Origin of the sequence: Arthrobacter sp. UYCu511 (genome assembly GCF_040547105.1) — a bacterium.
GTDB classification, from domain to species: Bacteria; Actinomycetota; Actinomycetes; order Actinomycetales; family Micrococcaceae; genus Specibacter; species Specibacter psychrochitiniphilus.
This window is the reverse complement of sequence record NZ_JBEPPB010000002.1, coordinates 14,451-27,809: the sequence shown is the minus strand read 5'-3', so window position 1 is coordinate 27,809 and position 13,359 is coordinate 14,451. Positions and strand designations below refer to the sequence as shown.

10 protein-coding genes are annotated in these 13,359 nt (G+C 59.7%); 8 read left to right on the top strand and 2 right to left on the bottom strand.

Features of this window, described 5'->3' with window-relative positions:
• Nucleotides 1-36 precede the first annotated feature (36 nt).
• On the top strand, nt 37-783 hold the full coding sequence (locus ABIB48_RS03450) for a phosphoglyceromutase (RefSeq protein ID WP_354212080.1): 747 nt from the start codon (nt 37-39) through the stop codon (nt 781-783).
• 212 nt (nt 784-995) lie between these two features.
• Here the strand turns inward: ABIB48_RS03450 and phoU are convergent, their stop codons facing one another.
• Complete coding sequence (gene phoU / locus ABIB48_RS03445) at nt 996-1,658, bottom strand: phosphate signaling complex protein PhoU (RefSeq protein WP_354212077.1); 663 nt, start codon at nt 1,656-1,658, stop codon at nt 996-998.
• Nucleotides 1,659-1,820: 162 nt separating this feature from the next.
• On the opposite strand from phoU, the gene ABIB48_RS03440 reads away from it, so the two are divergent.
• The 3 genes from ABIB48_RS03440 to ABIB48_RS03430 all read left to right on the top strand — a co-directional run bounded on the left by ABIB48_RS03440 (nt 1,821) and on the right by ABIB48_RS03430 (nt 9,000).
• Nucleotides 1,821-3,128 (top strand): sensor histidine kinase, encoded by a 1,308-nt coding sequence (locus ABIB48_RS03440; protein ID WP_354212075.1) that lies wholly within the window; start codon nt 1,821-1,823, stop codon nt 3,126-3,128.
• 15 nt (nt 3,129-3,143) lie between these two features.
• Nucleotides 3,144-3,824, top strand: a complete 681-nt coding sequence (locus ABIB48_RS03435; protein WP_315914099.1) for a response regulator — start codon at nt 3,144-3,146, stop codon at nt 3,822-3,824.
• Between the two features lie 166 nt (nt 3,825-3,990).
• Nucleotides 3,991-9,000 carry a beta-galactosidase gene (locus ABIB48_RS03430; RefSeq protein ID WP_354212073.1) on the top strand — a complete coding sequence of 1,670 codons (5,010 nt, stop codon included), beginning with the start codon at nt 3,991-3,993 and terminating at the stop codon, nt 8,998-9,000.
• 198 nt (nt 9,001-9,198) lie between these two features.
• On the opposite strand, the gene ABIB48_RS03425 is transcribed toward ABIB48_RS03430, so the two are convergent.
• Nucleotides 9,199-9,753 (bottom strand): hypothetical protein, encoded by a 555-nt coding sequence (locus ABIB48_RS03425; RefSeq protein ID WP_354212071.1) that lies wholly within the window; start codon nt 9,751-9,753, stop codon nt 9,199-9,201.
• Between the two features lie 276 nt (nt 9,754-10,029).
• Here ABIB48_RS03425 and ABIB48_RS03420 point away from each other — a divergent pair, with 276 nt between their 5' ends.
• The 4 genes from ABIB48_RS03420 to cysS all read left to right on the top strand — a co-directional run bounded on the left by ABIB48_RS03420 (nt 10,030) and on the right by cysS (nt 13,355).
• On the top strand, nt 10,030-10,512 hold the full coding sequence (locus ABIB48_RS03420) for a CarD family transcriptional regulator (protein WP_062285384.1): 483 nt from the start codon (nt 10,030-10,032) through the stop codon (nt 10,510-10,512).
• A gap of 122 nt (nt 10,513-10,634) precedes the next feature.
• Nucleotides 10,635-11,414: a 2-C-methyl-D-erythritol 4-phosphate cytidylyltransferase gene (gene ispD / locus ABIB48_RS03415; protein ID WP_315914102.1), complete on the top strand. Its 780-nt coding sequence runs from the start codon at nt 10,635-10,637 to the stop codon at nt 11,412-11,414.
• 4 nt (nt 11,415-11,418) lie between these two features.
• The gene (ispF, locus tag ABIB48_RS03410; protein WP_110104972.1) at nt 11,419-11,940 is read left to right on the top strand and encodes a 2-C-methyl-D-erythritol 2,4-cyclodiphosphate synthase; all 522 of its coding nucleotides are present in this window, start codon (nt 11,419-11,421) and stop codon (nt 11,938-11,940) included.
• Entirely contained in the window at nt 11,937-13,355 is a 1,419-nt protein-coding gene (cysS, locus tag ABIB48_RS03405; RefSeq protein ID WP_354212067.1) for a cysteine--tRNA ligase, read from the top strand. The genes ispF and cysS overlap by 4 nt, the downstream gene beginning before the upstream one ends.
• Nucleotides 13,356-13,359 lie beyond the last annotated feature (4 nt).

Below are 13,359 nucleotides of genomic sequence, written 5' to 3'. Positions count from 1 at the left end.
TTCTGGCCCAACGAATACGCCCGGTAAGATGAAAGTATGACTTATACGTTGATTTTGCTTCGCCATGGCCACAGTGAGTGGAACGCCAAGAACCTGTTCACCGGCTGGGTGGATGTTGATTTGAATGATCAGGGCCGCACCGAGGCCGTACGCGGTGGTGAGATGCTGGTGGAGAAGAACCTTCTGCCGGATATTGTCTACACCTCGCGACTCAAGCGTGCCATCAACACCACGAATCTGGCCCTGGAAGCGGCCGATCGCGGCTGGATTGACGTCAAGCGTGACTGGCGTCTGAACGAACGTCACTACGGTGCGCTCCAGGGTAAGGATAAGGCCCAGACATTGGCCGAGTTTGGCGAAGAGCAGTTTATGGAATGGCGCCGCAGCTACGACACCGCGCCGCCTGCCTTGTCCGATGACAGTGAATTCTCCCAGGCTCACGATCCCCGATACGCGGATTTGGGTGAGGCCCTGCCGCGAACCGAGTGCCTCAAGGACGTCCTGATCCGTCTGCTGCCCTACTGGGAATCGGATATCAAGGAAGATCTCAAGGCCGGCAAGACTGTTCTGGTTACGGCCCACGGCAACTCGCTGCGCGCCTTGGTCAAGCACCTGGACGGCATCTCAGATGACGCCATTGCCTCGCTGAACATTCCCACGGGCATCCCGCTCGTCTACGAACTGGATGAGAACTTCGCTCCCATCACCCCCGGTGGCACGTACCTGGACCCCGAAGCCGCATCTGCTGCTATCCAGGCTGTAGCGAACCAGGGCAAGAAGTAACACCTCTTAAACGCACGCGACTTTAATGCAGCACTGCGGGGCGGTACCTTTCACACGAAAGGTGCCGCCCCGCAGCCGTTCCCTACACATTTTCCCCGCCCGGCCCTCGGGCACGTGCCCCCATAAAAAATGCGCCCGCCTCCCACTAATGCGCCCTGTAGACCGGGCGCATTAGTGGGAGGCGGGCGCGTAAGTTGCAGCGCGGCCGGAATTTAGACGGCCAAGAACTCCTCGGGCTGCCATTCGCCCGTCACCAGGTAGGAGACTTTGCGGGCCACTGACACTCCGTGATCGCCAAAACGTTCAAAATACCTGCTGGCCAGCGTGACATCGACAGTGGTGGCGGCGGTTTCCTGCCATTCAGGAGCGGCCATGGTGGCGAATACGGTTTTATGCAGCTTGTTGATCTGGGACTTAGCCGCAGAGATCTCGGCCACCAGTTCAAGATCCCGGCTCTCCAAGAGCTCCGTGACCTTCCCCGCAATGAAGATGTCCAGCCGGGCCAACTCGGCAAAAGTTTCCGTTAGAGATGCCGGGATCACTGGGTTAGGGAAGCGTAGCCGCGTCAATTGGGCAATGTGCCGGGCCAGATCGCCCATGCGTTCCAAAGATGCGCTCATACGCAGGGAGCCCACAATCATGCGGAGGTCACTGGCCACGGGGCCCTGCAAAGCAAGGACGTCAATGGCTCGTTCGTCGAGATCGTTTTGCAGAAAATCGATCCGGGCATCGGCGGCAATGACTTCTTGCGCGCTGGGAAGATCGGCCGCAGCGAAAGAGGCCGTTGCCTTCGCGATAGCTTCGAGAACTAGATCAGAGATCTCAATCAGGCCCTCACCAATTTGGTGGAGCTCGGCCTGGAATACTTTGCGCACAGATGCTTCCTTTCACGGGTAGCCCACAACGGGCCTGTCCTGCCCTCCAATATGTCACCTGCATATGAACGGCTGGGCACCTAAAGGTGAACGTTAGCTGAACGCACGGTTTAGGGGAGCCAGTTGGTGAAAATCCGTGTCATCAGCACATAGGCTTGAGCTGTGGATCCCTTGCTGGTAGGAGTGGTGGCCGGGCTTATTGGCTTGGCCCTGGGTGTGTTTGGCATGCTCGCATTTAGTCTGAGCGAACGTTCACGCCAACGCACTGTAGACATTGGTGAACCCCTGTTGCCAGATGGTTCCGCCGAGGTTCTTTCCGTGGTGGGCAAGGCCTACATTGTCATTGACACGGTCGACGGCGTTGTCCGCGCCAGCCCGGGTGCGTACGCCTTCGGCCTGGTGCGCGGCCATACGGTGGTCCATCACGAACTCATTGAACTTGCCCACCGGGTACGTCGCGACGGTGTTATTGAAGAACGTGACCTTATTTTGCCACGTGTCGTCCTGCCTGGCGGAGCGGCTGCGCCAACGCCGCCCACCGAAGTCCCACCGACCGCAGCAACCCACGCCGCAGCAACCCACGCCACAGCAACCCACGCCACAGCGCCACCCGCTGACCTGTTCCCGGCGACTTCGGGTCAGGGCACCTTGGTGATCCAGGTGCGCGTTGCCCCTCTGGGTGAGGAGTACATCTTGCTGTTGGCGGATGACCGCACCGAAATTGCCCGAACGGAAGCCGTGCGCAACGATTTCGTGGCCAACGTTTCACACGAGCTGAAAACACCCGTGGGGGCCATCTCGCTTCTGGCTGAGGCGCTTGAATCGGCGCCGGAAGATCAAGCAACTGTCCGCCGCTTCGCCTCACGCATGATGACAGAATCTGCGCGGCTGGCCGCCCTGGTCCAGGACATCATCGAACTCTCGCGCGTGCAGGGCAAAGATGTGGTGCGGGTGGGCACCGAGGTGGATATCAACGGGGTTATTGCCGAGGCCGTGGACAGGACAAGGCTCCCAGCGCAGAGCCGGAACATCACCATCGCCGTGGGGCCCGGCCAGCCGGCGCAGGTCTATGGCGACCGCTCCCAGCTCGTGACCGCTCTGCGCAATCTGATTGATAATGCTGTGCGGTATTCCCCGGAAAATACGCAGGTCGGGATCGGGCTTTCGGTGACGGATGAGGTGGTCTCCGTCAGCATTTCCGATCAAGGTGACGGACTCAGCCCCACCGAGCAGGACCGCATTTTTGAGCGGTTTTACCGGGTTGACACTGCGCGTTCGCGCCATACTGGCGGTACTGGGCTGGGCCTGAGCATAGTCAAACACATCATCAGCAACCATGGTGGCGAGGTGACAGTGTGGTCGGCCCCGAAGCTGGGCTCCACGTTCACCGTGCGCCTGCCCCAACTTTCCAACCAAACGTCCGACGGCGGAACGCACCACCGCGCCGAGCGGCACCCAGGCTTGACCTAAAGGAGCGCACCGAGCGTGAGCAGAATATTGATCGTTGAAGACGAAGATTCCATTAGCGACCCGTTGTCATTCTTGTTGTCCAAGGAAGGCTATGAAGTTTCGGTAGCGGATAACGGGCTGGACGCCTTGGTGGAGTTTGAACGCAGCGGCGCCGATTTGGTTCTGTTGGATCTGCAATTACCGGGCATGAGTGGAACCGAGGTTTGCAAGCATTTGCGCCAGCGTTCAAGCGTCCCCATTATCATGCTGACGGCTAAGGATTCAGAGATTGACAAGGTGGTTGGCCTGGAGTTGGGGGCCGATGACTATGTCACCAAGCCCTACTCCTCCCGTGAACTGATTGCCCGGATTCGGGCGGTTCTGCGCCGTCAGGCCGAGCCGGAGGAGCTCATGGACTCCGCGGTCCAGGCAGGACCGGTACGCATGGATGTGGACCGGCATGTTGTGAGTGTGCGTGGGGAATCGGTGAGTTTTCCGTTGAAAGAATTTGAACTGTTGGAAATGCTCCTGCGCAACGCAGGGAAGGTGCTTACCCGAGGCCAGCTGATCGATCGCGTGTGGGGATCGGACTATGTTGGTGACACCAAGACTCTTGACGTGCATGTGAAGAGGCTGCGCAGCAAAATTGAAACGGATCCAGCCGTGCCCCTGCACCTAGTGACGGTGCGTGGGCTGGGTTACAAATTCGAACCCTAAAGCACGCCTGATCCTGGCCAATTCGTCAAAAAGTGTGGGGAAAACTGTGTCATATGTGCGTATAAGTTGAATTTTGATTGCCTCGGTGTGGTGTGCGTCATATGCTGTGATGGATAACAATCCGGGCGGCCCTGACGGTTGCCTCTAGGTTCAAGGGAATCAAACTATGACTGCGTACTCCTCTAGAGCGCCTGGGCGCTCCCGAAGGCTCAAGGCGGCTGCCATTATGGCTACGGCGGCGCTGGGCCTCATGAGCATTTCCTCTCCAGCGCTGGCCGAGGGCTCCAACGTCACAGTGGAGAGTGTTGCAACCTCAGCTATGAGTGGCGAGAAGGTCATCTTCCCGGGCAATGACGGCAAATCACACACCGTCACCTTTGATTCCAAGTCCTTCATGGTTGACGGGGAACGCCTCAACGTCTGGAGCGGGGAGTTCCACCACTGGCGTCTGCCCGGTACGGACGACTGGCGCGACATGTTCCAGAAGATGCGCGCCAGCGGCTTCAACGCCGTCTCCCTCTACTTTTTCTGGGGACTGCACTCCACTGAATCCGGCAAGTTTGACTTCACCGGCATCAAAGACATTGACCTCTTGCTGACCATGGCGGAGGAAGAGGGCCTCTATGTCATTGCCCGCCCCGGCCCCTACGTCAACGCCGAAATCTCCATGGGCGGATTGCCAGCCTACCTGACCAAAAGTGGTGCGGGATCCTTACGCAGCACCGATCCGGAAGCGCTGCGCGAGTCCCTGAGCTGGATTCACGCTTTTAATCAGATCGCCGTTAAACACCAGGTAACCGACGGTGGCGGCTCAATCGTCACATACCAAGCTGAAAACGAGCTCCTGAACGAAGGTGGTAACCGCCCCGCCTTCATGAAAGAACTCGTCAAGGGCATCAAGGCAGACGGCATCACCGTCCCGGTGTTCCACAACGACTGGGGCTTCAACGGTGCCTACGTCCCGGGCAGTACGAGTGCCGGTGGCAACGTGGGCCTAGACTATTACGCCTTCGACCAGTACCCACTGGGCTTCACTTGTTCCAACACCCGGGGTCAGATCCCCGACATGGAAGACCGCTTCCGCGCACGAACCCAAACCAGTCCCATGTTCATTGCAGAGGGTCAGGGCGGAGCCTTCACCCCGTGGGGGGCAAGCTTTAATACCGAAAAATGCGCCGATTTTGTTGATTCAGCGTTCACCCGCCAGTACGGGGTTAACAACCTGAACAACGGTATCAACATGTTCAATTACTACATGCAGTACGGTGGCACCAACTGGGGCTGGACTGGATCCCCGTCTTCTGGATTCACATCCTATGACTACGGTGCTGCCATCAATGAGGATCGCCAGCTCACCCCCAAGGCATCCGTGCAGAAGGAACTGGGTTACTTCCAGAAGGACTTCACCCCGATCTCCAATATGGTTCCGCAGCCCGGCGCCCCCGTCACAATCGATGGCGGTACCGGAAACATCAAGTCGTACCAGCGCATTGCCACCGAGAGCCTGGAGAGTGATTCCGTCTCCGGCAACGGAGCCCGCTACCTGGGCTTCCGTCAGGGTGATAGCAACAGCACAACGGAACTGAACTACTCCATCCCCTTGACTCTTTCCCCGCGTGAAGAGGTTGTGGCCGCCAGCTACACCGTTGATGACAGGGACCCCTCCATCACCTATGCAGGCACGTGGGGCAAGTCCAACGGTGAAGGCTGGGCCGCAGGAAACTACAAGGGCACCGAAACCTTCAGCGACAAGACGGGTGATTCCGTCTCCTACACGTTCACCGGGGCAGGTATCCGCGTCATTTCCGCCCAGTCCATCAACCACGGTTACGGCGATGTTTACATTGACGGTGTCAAGGTGGGTCAGACAAACACCTACCGCGGCCAGAATGCCAACTTCCAGTACGTAGCTTTCCAGAAGGACGGGCTGGACCCGAACGTTCCACACACCATCAAGATTGTGGTCACCGGGCAGAAGGACGCTGCAAGCCAAGGTGCCAACGTCACCATCGACGCCTTTGATGTCATTCCGGCAGCAACAGCACCAGAAGCTCCCGCCGCCCCGATCACCAAGAAGGTCGACGACGTCGATCCCGCCATCGTCTACTCCAAGACTGGAACCGTTTCCGACTGGAGCCATGACACCGGCAAAAATTGGACCGCTAATGACTATATGGGCACCGAAAGCAACAGCGCCAAGACCGGCGCGTACTATGAGTACAAGTTCACGGCCGCCGAGGTGAAGCTGATTTCCGCCACAGCCTACAACCACGCCATTGGTGACGTCTTCATCGACGGTGTCAAGGTGGGCCAAACCAACACGTACCAAGTCGCCGTTGCCAGCACCCCCGGCCAGACTGCGTTTGAGAAAAAGGGTCTGGATCCCACGGTTGAGCACACCATCAAGGTGGTCAACACGGGTGTGAAGGGCGCGCCCGCCGCGGTGGGGACGTTCATCTCCATCGACGCCATTGAAACCTCCGCCCCGGCCGCAACCACCCCGGAGACGCCGGCGGATTCCATCAGCTTTGCCCGTGTCCCGCAGAAGGCTGGCACTTTCTTGAAGCTCCACGGCCGTGATGCGAACATGGTCATCGCCGATTACGCCTTCGACGGCCAGAAAATGCTTTACAGCACCTCCGAGTTGTTCACGAAGATGCCTGTGGCCAACGGTACCCTGCTGGCGCTCAACGGAGCCAAGGGCGACGACGGCGAAACTGTCCTGCAGTACGCCTCAGAACCCACTGTGACCACGCTGGCTGGCACCGCCGTCGAATCCGTATGGAATGGCGCCACAAAGCAGTTGCGCTTGAACTACATTCATGGCACCAACACCTCGTTCAAGATCACAGGTGGCGGCGCCCCGACCTTGACTGTTGTCACCACGGACCGCTCGGCCACGGCCCAGCAGTGGAGCATTGAGGGAATCGTCAAGGGCGGCACCTCGAACAAGACCGTCATGGTCACAGGTGTTGACCTGCTCCGTTCAGCAGAGTTCGACGGCGACACCGTGCACCTGGTCGGCGATACCAAGGCTGCACGCGCCATCAACATTTACGTTCCGGCAGGAATCACCAAGGCCACCTGGAACGGTGTTGCACTGACCGCCACGGTGGGTGCTAATGGTCAGCTTGTTACAAACCTTGCCGGTCCGGGTGCCGCTGTCCTGCCAGCACTGAGCAATTGGAAGGTTTCCGGGGAGAACCCGGAGTCCGCCAAGGATTTCGATGATGGCGCATGGCAGGTAGCCAACGCCACGTCCTCACCAAACAACCGCCAGGGCCCAGGCACCAACCAGGGCAAGGTCCTTGATACGGCATTTTATGGCTTCTACGAAGGTGACACCTGGTACCGGGCACACTTCACCGCATCCTCGGCGGCCACCAGCATCCAGCTGCGCGGTCAGGGCGGATCTGCGGCTAACATGCTGGTCTGGGTCAATGGCACCTTCGCCGGATCCGCAGCAGCAGATGGCAGCATGAAGACAATCACGGTTCCGGCCGGGGTCATCAAAAATGGTGAAAAGACTGTGGTTTCGGCAGTGGTCCGTAACCACGGCCAGAACCTTGACTGGTCTGATGATGGACTGTCCCGTCAGAACCGTGGCCTCTTTGATGCCATTTTGCCCAACACCGGTGCTGTGACGTGGAAGCTGCAAGGCGCCAAGGACAAAGCCGCCCCGGTCGATACCGACAGGACCATGTACAACACCGGTGGTCTTTACGGTGAGCGTGCTGGCTGGTACCTGCCCGGATACCCGGACAGCGAATGGGCTGATGCCACCTCGTTCAAGCCAGCTAAGGCCGGCGTGACCTGGTACCGCACCAACTTTAAGCTGGCTGTGCCGGCAGGAACTGATACAGCCCTTGGCTTGAAGATCAACGATGCCAAATTCGAGAATGGACGCCAGTCCTTCGCTCGCGCCGTCATCTACGTCAACGGTTGGAACACGGGAACCTGGGTTGGCAATGTGGGCCCGCAGAGCACCTTCACCATCCCCAGCGGGTTCTTGAACAAGAACGGGGACAACACCCTGGCCATTGTGCTCAGTACCGAGCGCGATGCCCAAGGCCCGGACTCCTTCACCTTGGTAGACCGTGGCACCAGCCTCGGCGGGGTCACGACCAAGCTGAACACGGCACCGGACTACACCCTTCCGGCGGTCACCGCTGCCGCAGCCAAGTCAACGCTCGACGTCGGAGCATCGGCGCTCATCAGCGGCACCTCCGCATTGGCGGCCATCGGTGACGGAGCTTTGACTAACGCTGTTGTCGGCTTTGGTGATGGCAGTGCAGACGTGAGCGTCCCCGTTGTTGGCGGTCAGTACACTGCGGCGCACACCTTTACGCAGGCAGGCGACTATTCGGCGAAGGTGACCATCAAGGACGCCATCTCCGGCTCCGTTTTGGGCAGCAAAACAGTGGCGATCAAGGTTGAGGGCACCGTGGAACCCACGGTATCGGCAAGCCCGAGTGCCTCGGCTACGCCGAGTGCCTCGGCTACGCCGAGTGCTTCGGCTACACCGAGTGCTTCGGCTACACCGAGTGCAAGTCCGAGTGCTTCGGCTACGCCGAGTGCAAGTCCGAGTGCTTCGGCTACGCCGAGTGCAAGTCCGAGTGCTTCGGCTACGCCGAGTGAGAGTGCAACAGCCTCTGTCAGCCCCACGGCTAGCCAGGGCCCGTCGCAAGAACCGGCAACTCCGGGGATTGAACTCAGTGCGGGCACTGTTGCCGCCGGTGGTGCGCTCGTCATTACCGGTGAGAGCTTCTTGCCCGGTAGCAGCGCAACGTTCACGCTGCGTTCCGAGCCGTTGGTGTTGGGGACAGCCAAAGCCGATAAAAACGGTACCGTGCGCCTGAGCGTAACGCTGCCTGCGAATGTTCCGGCGGGTACGCACCGGATCATCATTGACGGTATTGGTCTTGATGGTGAGCCGCAGCAGGTCAGTGCACCGTTGATCATCACAGCCTCCACTGACAGCACCCCTGCAACGGATGCTTCAACGGATGCATCGGATGCCACCACGGCGGCCAGTACTACGGCTGCCGCCACTGGTGGGGATGGCCTGGCCAGTACGGGTGCCAGCAACGTCTGGATCGGAGGCTTGGCAGCATTGCTGCTGGCTGCCGGTGCAACGGTGTTCCTGCTCAACCGCCGCAGGAGCGCAACACACTAAGCTGTAGAAACTGAGGGCGGGTGCCAGAATATTTTCTGGCACCCGCCCTCAGTGTTTAATTCTCAATGTTTGAGGCCTCGGGGATGTCCAAAGCCTATGGTGTTTACTGCCAGGTGAGCACAAAAAAGTGGGGCCAGTTGTCTTGGACAACTGGCCCCACTGGTACCGCTTGTAGACAGCCGCAGACGAGCGGTGCTGTTACGGGGTTGCCGTAGCTTCTGGTGTGGCTTCCATGGTGGCCGGAACACTGGCGGCCGGTGTGGGAACAAGTTTCTTGTACTCAGCTAAGGAGCCGTCCAGAACAGGCACGTTCAAAGTAGCCGTTTCAGAGCCGGCACCTGACTGGCGCAGTTCAATGGACTCAATGCTGCCCGGCGGCTGGGCCATAGTGCTCAGGATTGCCTGATCGGACTTGCTGTTGAGCACCAGGGGAACGCCGGGCTGGACAGTGATTTCTGTCTGGGAGCCCTGAGCGCCACTGATGGTCAGGACCATCTGCGAATCAGCGTGGTTGTAGAAAGTGCCTATAACGCGGCCTGGATCCCCTGCTGCTTCAGAGACGATCAGGACGTTGCGCAGTTCCAGCTGGCCCATATCCAATTGCACACCATCAGTGACGGTGACCTCCATGGCGGTGCTTTGCTGGTTGATGGCACTGCAACCGGTGAAGGCCATGGCGCCAATGCCGATGGCGGCAATCAGGCTAAAGCGTTGCGCTCGTTTGGTACTGCGAATGCCGGCAGCGATTCTCACGTCAGTAACTCCTCATGGAAAAGACAAAATATCTTTGTTCAGCTTATCCGCAAACAGGCCAAATGCACGCTTCCGGCAATGAGTGCCGGAGAAGCCGGAACAGGAGGTAGATTCCTGCCTGCACTTTGAGGATCAGGAGTCAAGGGCTGGAGAATTCTCCAATTGTTGGAACAATTGCGCCGCTGGCGTAGCTCCGATTGCCCCTGACCTGCGGAAACTCAAGGGAGCGGGAAGTTAACCGTGGTAAACTAGAAGCATTGGAAAGGGAGAATCCACATGCTTTTTGAGGTCGGCGAGACAGTAGTTTACCCACACCATGGTGCGGCAAAGATCGAAGAGATCAAGATGCGCACCATCCGGGGTGAAGAGAAAATGTATCTCAAGCTCAAGGTTGCGCAGGGGGATCTGACCATTGAGGTCCCTGCGGAAAACGTTGACCTTGTTGGTGTTCGTGATGTTGTCGGCAAGGAAGGCCTTGCGCACGTTTTTGAAGTACTTCGTGCGGAGTTTACGGAGGAGCCCACTAACTGGTCCCGCCGTTACAAGGCCAACTTGGAGAAGCTTGCCTCCGGTGATGTCATCAAGGTTGCCGAGGTCGTGCGTGATCTCTGGCGCCGGGACCATGACCGCGGCTTGTCAGCTGGGGAGAAGCGCATGCTTGCGAAGGCACGCCAGATCCTGATTTCGGAGCTTGCTTTGGCCGAAAAAACTGACGAAGACAAGGCTGCTGAAGTTCTGGACGAGGTCTTGGCCTCGTAACAGTTGCCTGCACAGCAAAACACAAGAAAACCCCCGCACCCTTCGGTGTGGGGGTTTTTTGCGATGTGGGGCAAATCGTGGCACAAAGCCCAAGTAGAGGCCGCCCGGACTATTCTAGGGATATGAATGAGGTTGAAGAAGGTTCTTGCGCCGTAGTGATTGTTGCCGCCGGATCCGGGCAGCGCCTGGGCTTCGGCGTTCCCAAGGCCCGGGTGCCATTGGCCGGGCAACCCATGCTGCTCCTTGCCATCCGTGGCGTGATCAAGACCGGTGTTGCAGCCCAGATCTGTGTTGCCATTCCCGCTGATGACCCGGAGCTGGCAGTTATTTGCGCAAGCGCAGCACAAGAAGCTCAGGCCGCCGGAGTTCTTTTCAGCGTAGTTGACGGCGGGGCCGAACGTTCGGACTCGGTCGCAGCCGCCCTGGCAGTTGTTGCCCAGGGCGTTGAAACCGTCATGATCCATGATGCTGCCCGGCCCCTGACGCCGTCTGGCGTTTTTCATCGGGTGGCAGGGGCACTGCGTGACGGAGCGAAGGCAGTCATCCCGGCCTTGGCCGTGGTTGACACCATCAAAACTGTGGAGCCGGCACAGCTGCCAGCCACGGGGGCCGGGGTTGAAAAAGTTGTTGGCACGCCAGCACGGCAGGTATTGCGGGCAGTTCAAACACCCCAAGGATTCAAATTGGCCACTCTGCGCCAAGCCCATGCCCACGCGCTGACGCTCACCCCGTCTGAGCTGGCGGCCATCACGGACGACGCCATGATGGTGGAAGCCCTTGGCGAGGAGGTGTTTGTGGTGCAAGGTTCAACGCACAGCCTCAAGATCACCTCCCCCACGGACCTGTTGTTGGCCGAGGCGCTCTTGGAAGGGCCGCTGCGCCCGCGCTGGATTGAAGGCTGAACCCATGAAGCTACCCCGTACTGGTATTGGCGTTGATACGCACGCGTTTGCCCCCGATGATGCGCCCGCACCCCTGTGGCTGGCGGGACTGCTCTGGGAGGGAGAACGCGGACTTAGCGGCCATTCCGACGGCGACGCCGTTGCTCACGCAGCAGCCGACGCCCTGTTCTCAGCGGCCGGAGTTGGCGATCTTGGCGCCCATTTTGGTACCGACCGCCCCGAATATGCGGGAGCATCTGGGGTGAAATTGCTCGGTGAAGCCGCCCGGATTGTACGGGAAGCGGGTTTTGAGATTGGCAATATCGCCGTGCAGTTCATTGGCAACAGGCCTAAGTTCAGCCCGCGCCGTGCGCAGGCACAAGAAGTGCTCAGCGCCGCTGCCGGAGCACCAGTGTCGGTGAGCGCAACCACGTCGGACGGATTGGGTTTCCCGGGTCGCAACGAAGGCATCACCGCAATTGCCACCGCCTTGGTTATGGAACGCGAGCACCAGGGCCTCGATGGACGCGGTAGCCTAGAGCCGTGACCCTGAGATTCCATGACTCCGCCACTGCCGCCGTCCGCGACTTCGTCCCGCTCCAGAAGGGCAAGGCGTCGCTGTACTACTGCGGTGCCACCGTTCAGGGGGAGCCGCACATTGGCCACGTCCGCTCCGCACTGGCCTTTGACCAGCTGACCCGGTGGCTGCAGACCAGCGGCTACGAGGTCACCGTGGTGCGCAATGTGACGGATATTGATGACAAGATCCTGGTCAAGGCTGCCGAAAATAACGAGCCGTGGTGGGCCCTCGCCTACCGTTTTGAGCAGGCCTTCGAGAACGCTTATGACTCACTGGGCATCCTCAAGCCCACCTACGAGCCCCGCGCCACCGGCCACATCCCGGAGATGCACGCGCTCATCCAGACCCTGATCGAGCGTGGCCACGCCTACCCCGCCCTGGATGATTCCGGCGATGTGTACTTCGACGTGCGCTCCTGGAAGGCGTACGGATCCTTGACGCACCAGAACATTGATGACATGCAGGCCGCGCCCGACGCCGATCCCCGGGGCAAGCGCGATCCTCGCGACTTTGCGCTGTGGAAGGGTCATAAAGACGGAGATCCGGAGACTGCCAAGTGGGAGTCACCGTGGGGCGCCGGCCGGCCCGGCTGGCACCTGGAATGCTCGGCCATGGTCACCAAATACCTCGGCACCGAGTTTGATATTCATGGCGGCGGGTTGGATCTGCGCTTCCCGCACCATGAGAACGAGATGGCCCAGTCACAGGCCGCCGGCCACGGCTTCGCCAACTTCTGGATGCACAACGGCATGGTCACCTATCAGGGCGAAAAAATGTCCAAGTCCATCGGCAACACCATTAACCCGCGTGAAATGCTGGAACTCGCCCGGCCGCTGGTGGTGCGCTACTACTTGGGCCAGGCACACTACCGCTCCGTGTTGGACTACCGGCCCACATCGCTCGCCGAGGCCGGCGCCGCCGTCGAACGCATTGAGACGTTCATCGAGGCAGCACGCAAACAGCTGTTTCCCGGCAATGGCTTCGGCTATATTGGCACCCGCCCGGAGGCGTTCGCTGCCGCCATGGACGATGACTTGAACGTTCCTGCGGCGCTGGCAGTACTGCACGAAACAGTAAGGGCAGGCAACACGGCACTGGCTGCTGGCGATGCAGACCGCGTGCAGGAAGCGTTCCTGGCCGTCTTGGGCATGGCCGACGCCTTGGGCATGAACCCCCTGGATGAAAAATGGGCCACTGCAGCGGGATCACCCGCAGCGCTAGGTGCCTTGGACGTGCTCGTCAAGGCCCAGCTCGAGGCGCGGGCACTGGCCCGGGCGGAAAAGAACTGGGCCGAGTCGGATAAGATCCGGGATTTGCTGGCAGCAGCCGGCGTGGACGTGGCAGACACAGCGGCCGGAGCCACCTGGTCCCTGCAAAAGTAGAGGC